General features: G+C 45.7%; 22 protein-coding genes, 1 pseudogene and 1 riboswitch. Of the genes and pseudogenes, 11 read left to right on the plus strand and 12 right to left on the minus strand.

Going from position 1 to position 17,710, the window contains the following annotated elements; genetic code table 11:
• Positions 1 to 163 precede the first annotated feature (163 nt).
• The 5 genes from V6D44_RS03880 to V6D44_RS03900 all read right to left on the minus strand — a co-directional run bounded on the left by V6D44_RS03880 (position 164) and on the right by V6D44_RS03900 (position 3,569).
• On the minus strand, positions 164 to 703 hold the full coding sequence (locus V6D44_RS03880; protein ID WP_207194306.1) for an MFS transporter: 540 nt from the start codon (positions 701 to 703) through the stop codon (positions 164 to 166).
• The gene (locus V6D44_RS03885) at positions 703 to 2,133 is read right to left on the minus strand and encodes an FAD-binding oxidoreductase (RefSeq protein WP_087993474.1); all 1,431 of its coding nucleotides are present in this window, start codon (positions 2,131 to 2,133) and stop codon (positions 703 to 705) included. The genes V6D44_RS03880 and V6D44_RS03885 overlap by 1 nt, the downstream gene beginning before the upstream one ends.
• Positions 2,134 to 2,194: 61 nt before the next feature.
• A complete protein-coding gene (locus V6D44_RS03890; protein ID WP_087993463.1) occupies positions 2,195 to 2,365 on the minus strand; it encodes a YqaE/Pmp3 family membrane protein in 171 nt (56 codons plus the stop codon).
• A gap of 63 nt (positions 2,366 to 2,428) precedes the next feature.
• Positions 2,429 to 2,737, minus strand: coding sequence for a metal-sulfur cluster assembly factor (locus V6D44_RS03895; RefSeq protein ID WP_148964266.1), 309 nt, complete (start codon positions 2,735 to 2,737; stop codon positions 2,429 to 2,431).
• Positions 2,738 to 2,801: 64 nt separating this feature from the next.
• Complete coding sequence (locus V6D44_RS03900; protein WP_148964265.1) at positions 2,802 to 3,569, minus strand: prolyl oligopeptidase family serine peptidase; 768 nt, start codon at positions 3,567 to 3,569, stop codon at positions 2,802 to 2,804.
• Positions 3,570 to 3,689: 120 nt separating this feature from the next.
• Between V6D44_RS03900 and yitU the strand changes: the two genes are divergently transcribed.
• From yitU to V6D44_RS03915, 3 genes are all read left to right on the plus strand, one after another.
• A complete protein-coding gene (gene yitU / locus V6D44_RS03905) occupies positions 3,690 to 4,502 on the plus strand; it encodes a 5-amino-6-(5-phospho-D-ribitylamino)uracil phosphatase YitU (RefSeq protein WP_087993466.1) in 813 nt (270 codons plus the stop codon).
• Between the two features lie 105 nt (positions 4,503 to 4,607).
• Complete coding sequence (locus V6D44_RS03910) at positions 4,608 to 4,760, plus strand: hypothetical protein (protein WP_176365310.1); 153 nt, start codon at positions 4,608 to 4,610, stop codon at positions 4,758 to 4,760.
• Complete coding sequence (locus V6D44_RS03915; RefSeq protein ID WP_087993467.1) at positions 4,761 to 4,958, plus strand: DUF3813 domain-containing protein; 198 nt, start codon at positions 4,761 to 4,763, stop codon at positions 4,956 to 4,958.
• 30 nt (positions 4,959 to 4,988) lie between these two features.
• Here V6D44_RS03915 and V6D44_RS03920 read toward each other — a convergent pair whose 3' ends face one another.
• Positions 4,989 to 5,444 carry a BsuPI-related putative proteinase inhibitor gene (locus V6D44_RS03920; RefSeq protein WP_313886384.1) on the minus strand — a complete coding sequence of 152 codons (456 nt, stop codon included), beginning with the start codon at positions 5,442 to 5,444 and terminating at the stop codon, positions 4,989 to 4,991.
• Positions 5,445 to 5,462: 18 nt separating this feature from the next.
• Positions 5,463 to 6,305: a YitT family protein gene (locus tag V6D44_RS03925; RefSeq protein WP_087993468.1), complete on the minus strand. Its 843-nt coding sequence runs from the start codon at positions 6,303 to 6,305 to the stop codon at positions 5,463 to 5,465.
• Between the two features lie 137 nt (positions 6,306 to 6,442).
• On the opposite strand from V6D44_RS03925, the gene V6D44_RS03930 reads away from it, so the two are divergent.
• Complete coding sequence (locus tag V6D44_RS03930) at positions 6,443 to 7,294, plus strand: DegV family protein (protein WP_087993469.1); 852 nt, start codon at positions 6,443 to 6,445, stop codon at positions 7,292 to 7,294.
• 47 nt (positions 7,295 to 7,341) lie between these two features.
• Here the strand turns inward: V6D44_RS03930 and V6D44_RS03935 are convergent, their stop codons facing one another.
• The 4 genes from V6D44_RS03935 to V6D44_RS03950 form a co-directional block, all read right to left on the minus strand.
• Positions 7,342 to 8,958, minus strand: a complete 1,617-nt coding sequence (locus V6D44_RS03935) for a M4 family metallopeptidase (protein WP_087993470.1) — start codon at positions 8,956 to 8,958, stop codon at positions 7,342 to 7,344.
• A 136-nt stretch (positions 8,959 to 9,094) separates the two neighbouring features.
• Positions 9,095 to 9,388: a DUF3784 domain-containing protein gene (locus tag V6D44_RS03940; protein WP_003239356.1), complete on the minus strand. Its 294-nt coding sequence runs from the start codon at positions 9,386 to 9,388 to the stop codon at positions 9,095 to 9,097.
• Between the two features lie 19 nt (positions 9,389 to 9,407).
• A complete protein-coding gene (locus tag V6D44_RS03945) occupies positions 9,408 to 9,995 on the minus strand; it encodes an HAAS signaling domain-containing protein (protein WP_087993603.1) in 588 nt (195 codons plus the stop codon).
• Complete coding sequence (locus V6D44_RS03950) at positions 9,992 to 10,339, minus strand: PadR family transcriptional regulator (protein WP_087993604.1); 348 nt, start codon at positions 10,337 to 10,339, stop codon at positions 9,992 to 9,994. Before V6D44_RS03950 ends, V6D44_RS03945 begins: the two co-directional genes overlap by 4 nt.
• A 177-nt stretch (positions 10,340 to 10,516) precedes the next feature.
• Between V6D44_RS03950 and V6D44_RS03955 the strand changes: the two genes are divergently transcribed.
• From V6D44_RS03955 to V6D44_RS03965, 3 genes are read left to right on the plus strand one after another with little or no spacing between them, the layout of a single operon-like run.
• Positions 10,517 to 11,053 carry an SdpA family antimicrobial peptide system protein gene (locus V6D44_RS03955; protein WP_087993605.1) on the plus strand — a complete coding sequence of 179 codons (537 nt, stop codon included), beginning with the start codon at positions 10,517 to 10,519 and terminating at the stop codon, positions 11,051 to 11,053.
• Positions 11,038 to 11,967, plus strand: coding sequence for a sporulation-delaying protein SdpB family protein (locus tag V6D44_RS03960; RefSeq protein WP_019258031.1), 930 nt, complete (start codon positions 11,038 to 11,040; stop codon positions 11,965 to 11,967). Before V6D44_RS03955 ends, V6D44_RS03960 begins: the two co-directional genes overlap by 16 nt.
• Positions 11,964 to 12,548 carry a sporulation delaying protein family toxin gene (locus V6D44_RS03965; protein WP_003239365.1) on the plus strand — a complete coding sequence of 195 codons (585 nt, stop codon included), beginning with the start codon at positions 11,964 to 11,966 and terminating at the stop codon, positions 12,546 to 12,548. The genes V6D44_RS03960 and V6D44_RS03965 overlap by 4 nt, the downstream gene beginning before the upstream one ends.
• A 52-nt stretch (positions 12,549 to 12,600) precedes the next feature.
• Here V6D44_RS03965 and V6D44_RS03970 read toward each other — a convergent pair.
• Positions 12,601 to 13,498 (minus strand): annotated as a pseudogene (locus V6D44_RS03970) (CvfB family protein).
• A 98-nt stretch (positions 13,499 to 13,596) separates the two neighbouring features.
• On the opposite strand from V6D44_RS03970, the gene V6D44_RS03975 reads away from it, so the two are divergent.
• The 4 genes from V6D44_RS03975 (at position 13,597) to V6D44_RS03990 (ending at position 17,638) form a co-directional block, all read left to right on the plus strand.
• Positions 13,597 to 14,088, plus strand: a complete 492-nt coding sequence (locus tag V6D44_RS03975) for a YajQ family cyclic di-GMP-binding protein (protein WP_087993607.1) — start codon at positions 13,597 to 13,599, stop codon at positions 14,086 to 14,088.
• A 106-nt stretch (positions 14,089 to 14,194) separates the two neighbouring features.
• A riboswitch (SAM riboswitch) is annotated at positions 14,195 to 14,312 on the plus strand.
• 90 nt (positions 14,313 to 14,402) lie between these two features.
• Positions 14,403 to 16,241: a bifunctional homocysteine S-methyltransferase/methylenetetrahydrofolate reductase gene (locus tag V6D44_RS03980; RefSeq protein WP_087993608.1), complete on the plus strand. Its 1,839-nt coding sequence runs from the start codon at positions 14,403 to 14,405 to the stop codon at positions 16,239 to 16,241.
• Between the two features lie 84 nt (positions 16,242 to 16,325).
• On the plus strand, positions 16,326 to 16,775 hold the full coding sequence (locus V6D44_RS03985) for a GNAT family N-acetyltransferase (protein WP_087993609.1): 450 nt from the start codon (positions 16,326 to 16,328) through the stop codon (positions 16,773 to 16,775).
• 5 nt (positions 16,776 to 16,780) lie between these two features.
• Positions 16,781 to 17,638, plus strand: a complete 858-nt coding sequence (locus tag V6D44_RS03990) for a GNAT family N-acetyltransferase (protein ID WP_202328460.1) — start codon at positions 16,781 to 16,783, stop codon at positions 17,636 to 17,638.
• Positions 17,639 to 17,710 lie beyond the last annotated feature (72 nt).

Raw genomic sequence — 17,710 nt, forward strand, 5'->3', positions numbered from 1 at the left:
ATTATAACATGAATAAAAATTAATTCAATCGTATATTTAATATTTTTATTCATTTGTACATTTTCTGTTCAATGAAAAATCCGCTCAAAAAAAGTAACGTTGTTGCACCAGAAAACGTTGATCTGCCGCTTTTTTAACTGAATAAAAAAACAGGCTGACGCGCTCAGCCTGTTTTCATCATCATCAATCCGCTTAAAAAATACAGAATAGAGCTTGCATAAAAAATCATTTGCACCGTAAAAAAATCGGCGAGAAAGCCGCCGAGCATAATGGCTGCTGCTGAAAAGACAGCTGTCCAAAAATGGTAATTCCCAATCTTTTTTCCCCGCTCTCCGCTGTCTGTAAAATCGGCGATCAGCACTTTTTCTCCGTGCTTTTGCATCGCACCAAAGAGCCCTAACAGCACTTGGACGATATACATTTGAACAACGCTTCCGATATGCGGGACATACAAAAGCAGCACGGCCATACCCCAAGAGTTTGCAAGCAGAAAATAACGGTTGTCAAGCCTCTCAGACAGCCGTCCGAGGAGCGGATAAATGAGCGCTCCGCTCAGCCCGAATAATCCGTAGGAAAAACCGAACTGCGTGTAGCTTGAGCCGATATTTTTCACAAACAAAATATAAAACGGAAAGATTAAGCTGCTTGCGAAAAACACGCTGCTTTGTGATAATGTCAGCCATTTTAATTTGTTTTTCCCCATTATTTATACCTCTGATAAAAATAATTCATAAAGCGCTCATCCGGGTCATACGTTCGTTTTTTCTGAAAAAACGCTTCGCATTTCGGATACGCCTGCCTCATTTGCGCTTTTGTCTGGTACGTCATATACGGCAAATAATAGCTGCCGCCGTGCTTGATGGCAACATCTGTCATGCGCCTGATGATCCGGGCAGTGTCTGCCTGGGCTTCTTTTGAAAATCCCTCGTTTATTAAAAGCACGAGCGAAAACATATCATCCTTCGCATAGGAAAGGTCGGCTTTTTCATTTTTCTGCACGTAGCGGATGGTAATGTTCACAAGGTTCAAATCTTCGTCCGACAGCGTTTGTCTCAGGTCGTCAATATAGGACGCATACTCCTTCACCGGCACAAAGTATTCTTGCAGAACATCTGTGTTGTCATTGTTTTCATATTCGAGAAATGTTGATTCGGACCGCATGACGTTATTGCGTGAGATCTTTGTGCCGTTTTGGCTCTGGAAATAGGATTCCTGCGTGTTCCACAGCCAATTTCTGCCCCATTCATACCGTCTCGACAAACCGAGTGCAAACTTTGTGATCCCGGTATACTCATCTTCTTTAAGATCGCTGTATGATGACAGCCGATCTTGATCATTTGCCAATTCATAATTCGTGACATACATGTCGTCCAGAAAACCTTTTTTCGCTGTTGAAATTCGCGCCAGATGCATTCGGACATCCGGATTTCCTTTTACGTGCTTTGTAAAATAGTCTGCGTATCCGCTGTAATTCATTTTTTCAGTCTGCATGACATATAGCTCATCATCCGTCAGCTCAAGCGTTACATCAAGAATCACGCCAAAAAGACCGTACCCTCCGATGACTGCTGTAAACAAGTCATCTTTTGGAGTAACGGTGACGATCGTTCCGTCCGCTTTTAAAAGCCGAAATGATTTGACAGTATCAATCAGCGAGCCGTAGCGGATATCACGTCCGTGGGCATTGGCGCTGAGAGATCCTCCAATGGTGAAAATATTTTGTGACTGCATGACTTTTACCGCGAGTCCGTATGGATTCACGTATTTCTGGATGTCATTCCACGTCGCGCCGCTTTGGACTCTGATGATTTTTTTCTCTTGATCGAACGACAAGATTTTATTGTAGCCTGTCATGTCGAGAACGATGCCGTCCTCATAATATGTATGGCCGCCCATGGAATGCTGGGCTCCGGCGATTGAGATCTTTATGTTTTTTCGATTTGCTTCTTTGATCGTGTCAATGAGCGTTTCCTCTTCCTGCCCTTTTACTGTCTGCTTAATTTTCACCGGCATCAGTCGGCTGACATCCGTCATCTCGCTTGTGTCTGTTTTTTGATCTGAGTGCACAGAGTACGCAAACAGGGCCGCATACGCGCCTGTACAAAGCGCGAATGCAAGCAATTTCTTTTTCATGGCGCTCTCCCTGCTGTTTTTTATGACCATTATACCAGGTCTGCGCCCTCATTTTTCCAGGCTATCTCCTTGCCCGTTTTTCGGCGCGGCGGTCGGCAACGATAAAACAGGCGTGAATCGCGCCCGGCAGCCAAAAGATACAGGTCAATATGAGATTCAGCAATGCCTGAACCGGTTTTCCCGAAAACAAAACTGCGAGCGGCGGGCATAGGACAGCCAGCAGATACATCATTTCCTTCACTCCTTCCAGCTGTAAAAAAGGACAGCCTCATATGTCAGGCTGCCCTCTTTTGTTTTATTGAATGCCAAGCGCGATTTTCGCGTATCTGGACATTTTATCTCTTGTCCAAGGCGGATTCCACACAATGTGAACCTCCGTCTCTTTCACTTCGGGAATGTCCGCTAACGCTTTTTTCACTTCATCCACGATAACCGGCGCTAAAGGGCACCCCATTGATGTCAATGTCATTGTAACGTGTGTTAAACCGTCGTCATCCATATCAACATCATATACCAAACCAAGGTTCACGATATCAACGCCAAGCTCAGGATCGACAACCTGCTCCAGGGCGCCCATGATGTTTTCTTTTAATGCTTCTTCCACGTTCCCTCACTCCTTTTTTTCTACAGTATAACGTAAATCCTGCCCTTGTTAACACCTTTGTGCTTTATAAGTGTGTCTCAAACCATTCAATCGTTTTTAACACAGCTGTTCGCGGGACTTTATGATCGGCGTGTTCATCTCCGATAAATTGAAGGCGTTCCGGCTGCTCGCTGTAATCGGACTTGATCGTGTCATAAAATTTCCGGGTCGGCGCGTAAGGCACGACTTTATCTTTTGCGCCGTGCCAAAATAATAGCGGGCGCTGGCGCAGTTTCTCTGGCTGAAGGCTGAGATCCCGCAACTCGAGACGCTTCATCAGCTCCTCTACCTTTTCTTCCGGCACGTCGATATCGATGCCCTGAGATTGAATATGGTCAATCTGCTGCTGAAACAACTCCACGTAATTCGGGCTTCCCATCAGGCTGACGCCGGCTTTTATCCAATCATAAGCAGTCAGTGCGCCAAGCGTTGTGATGCCGCCCATTGACGTGCCTGCGAGGCCGATGCGGCCGCCGTCTATCAGGCCCTCTTTTTCAAAATGGGTTTTGAGTGCGCCGATCTCTTCAATCTCGTTGAGGACGATGTCCCAAAAATGGACGGCCAGTTCTTCAACAGCCATTTGCTCTCCCCGTTGGCCATGGTGCAGAGCCTCCGGCAGAACGGCTCTGAAGCCCTTCTCCGCAAGCAGATAAGCAATATGAAGGTTATGTTCCTTCGCGCTCGTAAAACCATGTATAAAGATCACGAGAGGAACAGCGCGGTGCCTGTTCTCTTCCTTTACAATATGTAAAAACGGAATACCGGAAACGGTTTGATTTTCAATTTGAATCACAGTGTGCCCCTCCTTAGGATAACCATAATCATAAGTGTAACATGTAGACAATAAAGATGGTAAAAAGCTACACTGTAATTAAGGCAAAACAAGCAAACTCTAAGGTTAAAGGAGCTTTTCATGGAGACAAAACCCTATTTAATCGCATTAGATTTAGATGGAACGTTATTAAAGGATGATAAAACCATATCAGAAAACACCCTTCGGACGATACAGCACCTAAAAGATGACAGGCATTATGTCTGCATCTCAACAGGACGTCCGTACCGTTCAAGTTCCATGTACTACCAGCAGATGGAGCTGACTACGCCAATTGTCAATTTTAACGGAGCGTTTGTCCATCATCCGCAGGACGACAGCTGGGGACGGTACCATACCTCGTTGCCGCTTGATGTTGTGAAACAGCTGGTGGATATCAGCGAGAGCTACAACGTACATAATGTGCTCGCTGAAGTCATTGACGACGTGTACTTTCATTACCATGATGAGCACTTGATTGATGCTTTTAACATGAATACAACAAACGTGACGGTCGGAGACTTGCGGGAAAATCTTGGCGAGGATGTCACATCCGTTCTCATTCACGCAAAAGAAGAAGATGTGCCGGCCATACGCTCCTATTTATCGAATGTGCACGCCGAGGTGATCGACCATAGAAGATGGGCCGCGCCGTGGCATGTCATAGAAATTATTAAAAGCGGCATGAATAAAGCGGTCGGCCTGAAGAAAATCAGCGATTATTACGGCGTGCCGCAGGAGCGGATCATTGCTTTCGGGGATGAGGATAACGATTTGGAAATGCTTGAATTCGCCGGCTGCGGCGTTGCGATGGGAAATGGAATTGACGCGGTCAAGCAGGTTGCCAACCGAACAACCGTTACAAATGAAGAAGACGGCGTGGCAAGATTTTTGAAAGAATATTTTTCACTTTAAAGGCCGGCCCGTATTAATATTTTCCCATTCATAAACATGACTTCGCCCCACCATACTATTGAAGACGACTCATCTCGTCAAAGTATGGAAGGGGGCAGTCTCAAAATGGGTAAACGAAGCAAATCCAGAAGGTTTATTCACCAGGGTAAAGACTCCGTCGGGCTACACGCCGCAAAATTTCCATATCGGTCTACTTTAGAAGAAGCTCACCAGCATGCCGCGGCACGAGACTCGGCGGAAAGGCAGTATGAATATTAAATGAGAAATGAACTGTTTCAGCAGGCAAAATCATTCGTTCAACAGGCTGTCATGGTGACAAACGGCTTTGAGGAAGGCGATCAGGATCAAGCGATTCTGAGAGCCAAAAATGCTGTGTCTTCTGCGTACGCCAACTCGACAGATGCAGAACGTCGCCAGCTCCATCAATTTCAGGATCAGCTGGAGAAACTTCAGTAAAAAAAGGCTATGGCGATTTGCCATAGCCTCTTATTTCACTTCAAACTGCTGAACAGCCTGAACCTGTTTGAGATTTTCCGCTCTGCCTTTAAATGTCACCTTCACCTCGTAGGTTCCCGGCTCAGGGACTTCCTTCCACACATCAGAAAAATCATAGGTTTCTCCAGATTCAAGTGTCAGATTTTGAAAAGCTTGCGTAAACATTTTGTCTTTCGAATAACGGTATCTTTCTTTGTGCTCAGAATCATACACGACAAGTTCAAATTTTTGTCCTGTGCTGAATTGAAACTCGATAGCACGTTCACTTTGGTTCTTCAGCGACATGTTAAACTTGATTTGTTCAGGCTCCTGAATTGCGTCAACAGATAAAACAACCTCTTGATTCTCCATTCCGCCTGATACCTCCTTATCGGGTTCAGTCTGCTCATCTTTCCCGCAGCCTATTAAAAGCAGCACGGGCAAGAGCAGCACAAGCAGCCGTTTCACGACTTCCACCTGCTTTCGTCAGTCTTTTCTAAAGAAACCAAAAATCCCAGTCGTTTGAACAATGTTTGTAAATGCTTTCGGATCGACTTCTTTGACAATCTTCTCTAAATCGTACAGTTCATACCTTGTGATGACAATAATCATCATCTCTTTCTGTTCGTTCGTAAAGGCTCCTTTAGCCGGAACAGTGGTGATGCCGCGCACCATTTTTCCATAAATGGCTTCTTTGATTTCGTCCGCTTTTTTCGTCACGATCATCGCCGTGAGCTTCATGTGGCGGGTGTGAATGGCGTCGATCACCCTCGTTGTCACATACAGTGTAACCAGGGTATATAATGCTTTCTCCCAACCTTGCAATAATCCTGCCGTCAAGATGATAATCCCATTGAGAATGAAGAAATACGTGCCGATGGGTTTATCCTTCCACTTTGCAAGCACCATGGCAACGATATCGAGCCCGCCTGTGGAAGCACCGTATTTTAACGTTAAGCCGATACCGACCGCGGAAATGACGCCGCCGAACACCGCGTTCAGCAAAATGTCATGTGACAGGCTTGTTTCCGGCAGGATTCCCATAAACAATGTAGTCAGCCCGACACTTAAAATACTGTACACCGTAAACGATTTGCCGACCTTCATCCATCCTAAAATACCGACCGGAATGTTTAAGAGGAACAAGAGCGTTCCCGTCGATATATAAAAGGGGGCATATTCAACAATGACGCTTGATAAAAGCTGGGCGACTCCCGTAAATCCGCTGGCATATACGTCTGCCGGGATCAAAAATAAGTTCAGCCCGGCCGCATTGAGTAAAGCGCCGATGATGACGACGAGTAATTTTTTTGTTTGATCTAGTACCATGGCTTGTTCCTCCGCTCTTTCTTCTTTATTATGTTTTCCCTTAAAACAAATATTTGAACACGATTTTGGCAAATTAATATGATATAGTTGGCTTAACTCTTATGATAACGAGCGATAACAGAAAGAAGGGAAGCAATATGACAGTTCATCTCATCGCTGACAGCGCCGCCGATCTGCCCCGTTCTTACTTTGAAGAAAACGGCATTGGCTTTATTCCGCTAAGGGTTTCTCTCGGCGATAAAGAATTCGAAGATGCAGTCACGATTGATGCGGATCAAATATTTGAAGCGATGCAAAAAGGAGAAACGCCTAAGACGTCCCAAGCCTCACCGCAAACGATTAAAAATGTATTTTTGCAATATGCCAAAACAGGTGATCCCGCTCTTTACATTGCCTTTTCCTCAGGCCTTTCCGGCACGTATCAGACAGCTGTGATGATGGCCAATGAAGTGAAAGAGGAATTTCCCGATTTCGATTTGCGGGTCATTGATTCTAAATGCGCTTCATTAGGATACGGTCTGGCCGTCCGGCATGCCGCCGATCTCTGTATCAACGGGAATACAATACAAGAAATTGAAACGTCTGTAAAGAACTTTTGCGAACAGATTGATCACATATTTACCGTGGATGATCTCACCTATCTTGCACGAGGCGGCCGCATCTCCAAAACATCCGCTTTTGTCGGAGGTCTGCTGAATATTAAACCGCTGCTTCAAATGGAGGACGGCAAGCTGGTGCCTCTGGAAAAAATCCGCGGACAGAAGAAACTTTTTAAACGGATCATCGAACTCATGAAAGAGCGCGGTGATGATTGGAGCAATCAAACCGTCGGGATCAGCTATGCCGCGGATGAAGAAAAAGCCATTGGCATGAAACACTTGATAGAGGATGAGTTCAAGCCGAAAGAGATCATCATGCATTCGATCGGTTCTGCGGTTGGCTCACACGCCGGCCCCGGCACATTGGCGATATTCTTTTTAAGAAAATAAGCAAATAAAAACAGTCAGGCTCAAATGTCCTGACTGTTTTTGTTTGCTCATTGAATTCCGACAGCTTTATACGCTTTTTCGACTGAGGCTGATTGCTTCGAGCCTTCACCGTATAAATCATTGGCCGCTTCGATTGCCGCTTGCTTCATCATACTGAAATCTGTAGACGGTGTTACATAATATGTTAAAGCCCGATAGTAAATTTGTTCACATGCTTCACGCCCAATCCCTTCAACCTGTACATCGTGGTGCACGCCTCCTTCTGCCAGAAGGTAAGCTGCTTTATTGTGGATGGACGAATTGATATGGACTCCGCCATAATCCTCTGTTCCTGTGTAACGGTTCGAGTAATGATCGGGATTTCCCTGCTTGGATGGGTCCTCTAGTGATCGTAATGAATCTCCCGCCATATCCGGGGTATAAACATCCTCGCCGATTTCCCAATCATCACGGTCTGCCATCGCCCCCATAATGTCGGAAATGGACTCGTTTAATGCACCGGGTTCTCCTTGATATAAAAGACCGGCGGAATACTGCGTGACTGCGTGTGTGATTTCATGTGCGACAATGTCGAGTGATCCGGACAGCGGCTTAAATGTTGAGCCGTCTCCATCACCGTATACCATCTGCACACCGTTCCACGCCGCATTGTTCCATTTTTTGCCGACATGCACGGTAGACGTAATCCTTGCTCCGTTTTGATCAAAAGAATCTCGGCCAAATGTCTGGCTGTAATAGTCGTAAACGGCTTGCGCATTTGCATGCGCGTCCACAGCCGCCGGTTCTTTAAATACCGGCGTGCCGCTGACTATTTCTTTGCCCGTATACCCGATCAATTGAGACAAAAGCGTAAACAAGGTTTCATTCAGGTTCTCCGCATCAAACGTATTGATCCCTTTTCCCCTTGTTTCGTCCGCCAAATAATAGCGCCCATTCTGTTCTGTGACTTCAAAGCTTTTTTCATCACCTGAGACGCCGATTCCTGTACCTGCCGCTTCATGAATGGCGTTAAAAGACTCAATGACCTTTCCGCTTTTGGCATCGATGAAATAGTGCCAATAGCCAGGCTCAGGTTCAGATGTCGAGATTCTCACAAGGTAGGCAAGATCATATGCCCCGTCGTGCGGATAGATATATAATTCGCCTTTCGGTTCCCCATCAATATATTCGATTTTCCCTATGGAAGCCTCGAGCTCACGCCGCGCTGTACGTATTGCTTTTTCTTCAGAAATAGACGGTGTGACGGATACGTCTTTTATTTGCGGATGCACCTTTCCAAAGAAACTTTTCACCTGTTTGTTTTCCTTCATTGCGACCGCTTGTTCAAAGCCGTAAATCGGAATTCCTTTGTAAACTTCCGTTAATTTAAATAACGTTTGTTTTGTCTTTGGATCCTTTATTGTTTTCGAAATGCGAAAATGGCTGTTCGCATCCCCTTTGAGCTTAAAATGCGTTTGATGCTTGTTAAGATAGGAAAATAGTGATTCTTTTTGGGTTGTGTTTTGTGCTTGCTTCGGTGATGATTTTTCGATGATGTATGAAGGGGTTTGATACGTATTGTCATATTTGATGCTTTGATCAGCTGAGGCCTGTGTTACAAAAACCATTTGGGCCGCCGTGCATAAGCCGGCTAGCAATAGAGACTTCTTGGCTAGGTTGCGCAAAACACCACATCCTTCCTGTTTTGGAATCTATCATTTTTCTTCATCCTATCAAAAAAACAAAAACTTGTATGTGGTGCATCGTTCTTATTTTCCAAAAAAAAGAAGGGCAGAGATATTTCGCTCTGCCCTTCTTTTGCTACTCTACTAATTTTTTATTGACATAAATAATAACCCCTGCTCCATATGCCAAAATAAGCGGCGGAATGAGCTGCTCCTGGCCTTGAAACGAGATAAAGCTATTCAGCAAAATGAACAAACCGGAATTCAAGAAAAAGTAGCCTGCTATTCTGGCCAGCCGATCTTTATCCCGGATACGGGCCTCATTAAATCCGGCCAGCATCCACGTTTGTTTTTTGATCCCGACAAAATAGGCAACTACAAAAAATAAAAGCGCGATGACAATTAACAGATAATTGATGCCGATTTCCATATTTGAGCCTCCTACAACATTACTTGACGTTTAGAAAAAGAAAAAAAGCGGCGCAGCTTACTGCAATCAGCAGCAGGACGACGGATGCATTGAGGAACGGCTGCAAAAGAAGCAGCACAGCCAAAAACAGCAAATAAGCCGCACCCACTCGCGAAATCGTGACAATCTCCTTTTGAGAGCGTAATTTGTTTTTTCTGACGCCAGCAAACATCATCAGTTTTTTCCGCTTCCACACATATCCGGCGAGCACCGTTAAATAAACAACCAGCGGCAGATATCTGTAATCGGGCGGCAGCAGCGGCAGGGCGATAATCACGGCAAGGAGAAGGACCGAAAGCCAGCTTTTGCCCAATAAAGACCCCCTCCTTTTCGCCTCTCCCCCATCACACCTCATCGCTTCGGCAAGCTCCTTCGGATGAGAAAATTCGGTTTCAACAGCTTCCAGCAGTTCCTCTTCACTAAGGCCGGCTTTGATTCTGTCTTGTACGAAAGCGGTTATATGCCCCTTTAATTCGCAGATGGCGTTTTCTCTCTCTACATCAGGCATATTCGCCAGCTCTGCATTTAGTTCCTCCATGTACCTGTCAATGATGTGCTGTGCATTCATAGCAAATCCTCCGATAAAGACAGTAAGGCTTGATGGGTTTCCAGGTATTTCTCCAGCCGTTCTTTTAACATTTCTTCTCCTTTTTGCGTCATTTTATAATACTTTCTTTTCGGGCCGTCCAGCGAATCCTCCCAAAAAAATTCGATCCATCCCTTCTCGGTCATTCGTTTCAGAATCGGATAAATCGCTCCCTCTGAAATAGCCAGTGCCGAGGTCGTTTTTAAGGATGACGTCAGCTCATAACCGTACATCGGTTTAGAGCGCAGCAGGGAAAGGAGGGCCAGCTCGAAAATCCCTTTTCGAAATTGAACAATCCAGCGGTCATTAATTTGATTCGTTTTCATGGTTTAAATATATCGAAAAAACCACTATATATCAATCACATATAGCAGTGAAAAAGGTCCTGTTTTTTCTTTTAACAAAAATGGAATTTCTCATACTTTTTAACCTTTTTATTACATAAATGTTTTTATATTATGAAAAGTGAAAAAACGATTCTTGAGGTTAAAAGGAGCAGTCGAATGCAGAAATCGATATCATTTTTTGTCATTTTTTCAGTCCTTTGGGGTTCGTTATTTCTGTTTTCTATTATTGGCAGCTTAGGGACAACCCCGATTCCGCTGACAAAGGACGCCAAATTTCTCATGTCCAGCGTCATTCCTCAGGGCTGGGGCTTTTTTAGCAAAAATCCCCGTGATACTGCGATCGGATTATATGAGGATGGCGAAGAAAGCGCCAAGGTCAGCTGGCCCAATATGAGGGCTGATAATCTATTCGGCCTGTATCGGTATGGGAGATCTCAAGGCGTTGAAATGGGCGTCATCTACAGCCAAGTCGGCAAGGAACAGTGGACAGCATGTAAAGAAAATGACCTCGGCGCCTGCAAAAGCAAAGCCAAAACCGTGCAATTAAAAACACCCGCTCCCCGCCCGCTGCTTTGCGGCAGCTACTTTTTGACGAAAGAGGATATTGTTCCTTGGAGCTATTCTAAATACACCCCTTCGTCTTATCAGGTAAAAAGCATAGTCAAGGTTGTGATCTCATGCTCGAAAACATAAAACAGACCATCACCGGATGGGACGAAAGAAACCCGTGGACAAATGTATACGGCCTCGCGCGAAGCATTATTGCGCTATCCAGCCTGCTGACGCTGCTCGTCAATCATCCGAGTCTCATCATGAAGCCAGCGAGCGGAATCAGCAGTTATCCTGCCTGTAAAATGAATCTCAGTCTCTTTTGCCTCGGCGAAAATAACTATATGATGTTAAATCTTCTCAGATGGGTCTGCATTGTCATTCTGGTGCTTGTCGTGATTGGCTGGCGCCCTAGAATCACGGGGGTTCTCCATTGGTATGTGAGTTACAGCTTGCAGTCATCGTTAATCGTCATCGACGGAGGCGAGCAGGCAGCAGCTGTCATGACCTTTTTATTGCTCCCCATCACGCTGACCGATCCGAGAAAATGGCATTGGAGCACGAGTCCTCTAGAAGGCAAAAGAACACTTGGAAAAATTACAGCTTTTATTTCTTATTTTGTGATCAGAATCCAAGTGGCGGTGCTTTATTTTCACTCTACCGTCGCTAAGCTGTCTCAGCAGGAATGGGTGGACGGAACAGCCGTCTATTATTTCGCCCAGGAAAAAACCATCGGCTTTAACGGCTTTTTTCAGGCGTTAACGAAGCCGTTTGTGACAAGTCCATTCGTGGTGATTCCGACATGGGGGACGCTGTTGGTTCAGATTGTCATCTTTGCGGCGCTGTTCGCGCCGAAGAAGCATTGGAGATTGATTTTGATTATCGCTGTTTTTATGCATGAGATTTTTGCAGTCATGCTGGGCCTCATCAGTTTCTCGCTTATCATGGCCGGCATTTTGATATTGTATCTCACTCCTATCGATTCCACGATTCAATTTACATATATTCGCAGACTGTTGTGGAATAAAAAACAAAAGAAGGGAGAGGTTTCAGTTTGAAGAAGGCGTTTCTAGTGTTTTTGTCGGTTGTATTGGTGACGACTGTGTTTTTGGTGAAGCAGCAAGAAAGTGTGGCACAGGCAAAGCAGCTCGAGTATTCAGGTGAGGAAATTTTTAAAGGGTTTGTATTTGCTCAGGGGGAAGTAGGCAAACAGCTTCCAGAGGTCTTCAATAAAGCCATGACTGACAAACTCAACACAAAAGAGGCAAAGGCATTTGCCAATCAGGTTGTTGCTGATATTAAAAAAGAGGATGCTGACTTCTTTGATAACCTGAAGAAAGCTGTTTACAGCAAAGATGCATTGAAAGTGGATGAACTGCTGAAAAAAGCGGGTCAAATCGTTGAAGAAAAAGTGGAAGCCGCAAAGGAAATCGCCGCTTCCAAGGATGATACGTCCAGAGTTCAGGCCGAGCTCGTCAACACGGTCGATACCGCTAACTATTTCTATTATGTTTCTTATGTTGCTGCAGCCGGCGCCCTGATTCTGATCATTCTTGCCATTGATATTACGCCGATTGCGATTTCAGACAATGTCGATCGCGAAATGGCAATCAGAACGCTGGTTGATGAATTAAACTAGAAATAAAAAAAGGCTCGCTTTGCACTCCTGCTGCAGGCGAGCCTTTTTCATGCTATTTTTTCTCGTATGTCCATCCGTCTTCCTGATACACTTTTCCATTTTTCATTAAATGGCCGAGCGCGCGTTTAAAAGCGGCCTTGCTCATGTTAAAACGTTCTCTGATATCGTCAGGCTGGCTTTTGTCGCCGTAAGGCATAGCGCCGTTTCTTGTTCTTATATACGTCAGAATGTACTCGGCATCTACAGACAATGCATCCTGTTTTCTCGGAAGCAGCGACATATTGACTGAACCGTCTTCTTTTACTTGAATCACCCGTCCCGTGATTCTTGAACCGAGTCTTGGCTCCTCTTTTCTTTCTGACGGATGGATAAAACCGCGGATACCGTCGTCCGTGATAATGAATGAACCTGTTGCGATCAGTCTATACACCGTACCTGTCAGCTCTTTATTCATCAGATCCTCTGAGGCATCGGTAAACAGTTCGCTGATGATGTCTTCCGGCGCTGGTTTGGCAAACATGCGCCCCCGGTTCGTCACTTTCAGCATACAGTAGAGCTTGTCGCCTTTTTGCGGCCACACATCTTCGTATGGCGGCAAATGCTCAGTTGCAACAAGCGCGTCCTTAGATAAACCGACATCAACGAATACACCCATATCTTCCACTTTATCCACCACTTCGACCCAGCCGTACTCATCCGCGCTGATGACCGGAATTCTCATCGTGGCCGCAAGCCTTTCCTGCTGATCGACGTATATAAAAACCTCTACTTCGTCTCTGTCCTCGATATCCTCAGTTATTTCACTGTTATGTAAGAGAATCGTGTCTTCTCCGTCGGTTAAAAAGTAACCGAAGTCCGTTTGGTGATCTATACTCAAGGTTAATTGCTGCCCTGGTCTCATGCTATCGTCCTTCCTGTTCCGCTTATTTTTCTGCGGATGCTGTTAACATTTTTTCCAATCATCACAAATTGATTCTTTGTTCTGTTGGAAGTTTCTCTTTATTCTACTATAATCAACACATAAGTTAAATGTTATGGAGGTTTTCATATGGCAAAAGAAAGTTCATTTGATATTGTATCCAAGGTGGAATTGCCTGAGGTGCAAAACGCGATCCAAATCGCATTGAAGGAAATCAGCACACGCTATGACTTTAAAGGAAGCAAAAGCGACATTTCTTTAGATAAAGAGGAGCTTGTCCTTGTTTCCGATGACGAATTCAAATTAAGCCAGCTGAAAGATGTGCTGGTCAGTAAATTGATTAAACGAAACGTGCCGACAAAAAACATTGATTACGGCAAGATTGAAAACGCGTTCGGCGGAACGGTGCGCCAGCGCGCAAAGCTTGTTCAAGGCATTGACAAAGATAATGCCAAAAAAGTCAATATGATCATCAAAAACTCCGGACTGAAAGTAAAGTCTCAAGTGCAGGATGATCAAGTGCGCGTCACCGGAAAAAACAAGGATGACCTGCAGCAGATTATCTCAGCTGTGCGGGACGCAGATCTGCCGATTGACGTTCAATTTATAAATTTCAGATAAATTTTCTGAATCCTATTGATTATTGTCTTTATTTTCGGTAAATTTGGAGAAAGGGAAAAAGCCCGGAATCTTTTGGCATTTCCTGAACACGAAAACTTCATATCCGTTCTTATCAAGAGAAGCAGAGGGACTGGCCCGACGAAGCTTCAGCAACCGGTGTAATGGCGATCAGCCATGACCAAGGTGCTAAATCCAGCAAGCTCGAACAGCTTGGAAGATAAGAAGAGACAAAATCACTGACAAAGTCTTCTTCTTAAGAGGACTTTTTTTATTTCTCTTTTTTCCTTGCTGAATGTGAATAAAGGAGGCAGACAATGGGACTTTTAGAAGATTTGCAAAAACAGGTGTTAATCGGTGACGGCGCCATGGGAACGCTCCTCTACTCCTATGGCATTGACAGATGTTTCGAGGAGCTCAACATTTCGAAGCCGGAGGAAATTCAGCGCATACATAAAGCGTACGTTGAGGCGGGAGCCGACATCATTCAAACGAATACGTACGGGGCCAATTATATTAAATTATCGAGACACGGGCTTGAGGATGACATTAAAAAGATGAATCAAGAGGCAGTAAGAATCGCGCGGGCTTCAGCAGGAGATGCGTACGTCCTCGGGACGATGGGCGGCATCCGCACATTTAATAAAAACGCGTACAGCCTTGACGAAATCAAACGCAGTTTTCGCGAGCAGCTGTACCTGCTGCTGCATGAAGAGCCGGATGGCTTGCTGTTAGAAACGTATTATGATTTGGAAGAAGCCCGTGAAGTGCTGAAAATCGCGCGCAAAGAGACTGGGCTTCCGATTATGCTCAATGTCTCTATGCATGAGCAAGGCGTACTGCAGGACGGAACTCCTCTTTCTGAAGCATTGCGATCGATTGCGGATCTCGGGGCTGATATCGTCGGCATTAACTGCCGGCTCGGCCCTTATCATATGATTGAAGCGCTCAGCGAAGTGCCGATTTTTGATGACGTGTTCTTATCAGTTTATCCGAACAGCAGTCTTCCTTCGCTTGAAGAGGGACGGCTCGTCTATGAAACTGACGACACGTATTTTCAAAACAGCGCGTCAGAATTCCGCAAGCAAGGCGCGCGGATTATCGGCGGCTGCTGCGGCACCACGCCGAATCATATCCGCGCGATGGCGGAAGCGGTTGGCGGGCTTGCTCCGATTACGGAAAAAGAAGTCAAAACCCGGGCGAAAGAATTTATCTCTGTTCAGCATGAGCGGACAGAGCCCGGCCTGAATGAGATCGCGGCGGAAAAACGCTCCATCATCGTAGAGCTGGATCCGCCGAAAAAATTGAGTTTTGACAAGTTTTTGTCCGCCGCTGCTGAATTAAAAGAAGCGGGAATCGACGCCCTGACGCTCGCTGATAATTCCTTGGCGACTCCGCGGATCAGCAATGTTGCCTGCGGCGCCCTTGTGAAGCAGCAGCTCGATATGCGCTCCCTTGTCCATATTACGTGCCGTGACCGAAACATTATTGGCTTGCAGTCACATTTAATGGGCCTTGATACGTTAGGGCTGAATGACGTGCTGGCCATTACAGGCGACCCTTCTAAAATCGGGGATTTCCCGGGGGCGACGTCTGTTTATGATTTAACATCCTTTGATTTAATCAGGCTGATCAAACAGTTCAATGAAGGGCTGTCCCTGTCTGGAAAACCACTTGGCAAGAAAACGAATTTCTCAGTCGCCGCCGCATTTAATCCTAATGTCCGCCATCTGGATAAAGCGGTAAAACGGCTGGAGAAAAAAATAGATTGCGGCGCCGATTATTTTGTTTCACAGCCTGTCTATTCCGAGCAGCAGCTTGTCGATATCCATAACGAAACAAAGCATCTGAAGACGCCCATCTATATCGGCATTATGCCGCTCACAAGCAGCCGGAATGCTGAATTCATCCACAATGAAATTCCCGGGATTAAGCTGTCAGACTCCATTCGCGAAAAAATGGCTCTTGCAGGTGAGGATAAAGAGAAGCAAAAAGCGGAAGGTCTCGCAATTGCACGCTCCCTGCTGGATGCGGCATGCGAGCTGTTTAACGGCATCTACTTGATTACGCCTTTTCTCAGATCTGACTTAACCGCTGAGCTCACCTCGTATATACAGCAAAAAGACGAACAACGCCAAAATATTTATTTGCGTTAAATATGGCTGCCTGAGTCAATCAGGCAGTCTTTTCTAATCGGATTCATGTTACGATATAGAAAACTTTTTAAGAGGAGGAACATCATGCTTGAAGTTAAAACCATTTCCGCGGAAGATACATACGACATCCGGCAGCGCATCCTGCGTCCCCATCAATCCATCGAACAATGCAAATATGAACAGGACCGTGCGGAAGGCGCTTTTCATCTCGGTGTATTTTTTGAAGGAACGCTCATCAGCATCGCTTCTTTTTCCCCTCAACATCAGCCATTATTAACAGCCACCTCCGCATACCAGCTGAGAGGCATGGCGACGCTTGAAGGATATCGCGAACAAAAAGCCGGCAGCGCGCTGATCAAACACGCGGAGGAGAAACTGGCCGAGAGAGGCGTACAGGCGGTCTGGTGCAATGCAAGATACCATGTCAAAGGCTACTACGCAAAGCTTGGCTGGAAGGAACTTGGCGAACCATTTGAAGTTCCCGGCATTGGCACACATATCGTCATGTACAAAAAACTCGGAACAAGCAGGTGAACTGTGTGAAGGTAATGGAAGAGCTGATTGAGCTTCATGAAGAACATATTCCCGGCCTATTGCGGCTTTGCAGGCAAGCCGGGTGGCCGGATTATGGCGAACAAGAGCTGAAAATGCTTTTCCAACAAGGACGCTTTTTCGGTTATCAAAATGTCCGCGGAGACATCATCTCCTGTATCGGCTTGTTTTTGTTTGGCCGTCTTGCTTCTATCGGACTCGTCATCGTGGATAAGGAATACAAACGGCTCGGTCTCGGGCGCCGGATGGTAAACGCGTGTATCAGCCAAACGGATGAAAGCACCACCATCAGGCTTTGCGCCACAAAAGAAGGTTTGCCGCTTTATGAAAAGGCAGGTTTTCATACGGCGGGTTCAGTCCGAAAGTACAGCTGTCACAGTTTTCAACCGATTGAAAAGCAAGATCACCTTGATGCAGAACTGGCATCCTTTAGAGAACAAGATTTTCAAGAATTAGCCGCTGCCGACCTGGCAGCCTTTGGCGGAGATCGATCAAACCTTATGCAGCAGCTTATTTCCATTTCAAAGGAATGTATTATCGCCAGAAACAACAAGGGTCAGCTGATTGGCTACGGCCTTTCTGTACAGACACCTGCCAATCTGAAATTCGGCCCCCTCATCGCCCCATCGTCAGACGTTGCTGCAAGATTAATCAACAGGCTGGCCGACGGCAAACAAGGGCCAATGCGCATCGATATACCGGCTGAACACACGACTCTGCATGACAGACTGGAAGCGATGGGCTTTCACTTAGACGATGAGCCCCCGCTCATGCTTTACCCAAATAAGACACTGCCCGCTAGAAACGGACAATTATTCGCCTTGATCTCACAAGGGTTCGGCTAACCCTCTTTTTCCCGAACAGGTATTTTCTGTTCGGTTTTTTGCTGTCTGAACGTTGAATAAATGAAGCTATCA

Source organism: Bacillus sp. 0209A (assembly GCF_036765095.1).
GTDB classification, from domain to species: Bacteria; Bacillota; Bacilli; order Bacillales; family Bacillaceae; genus Bacillus; species Bacillus subtilis_G.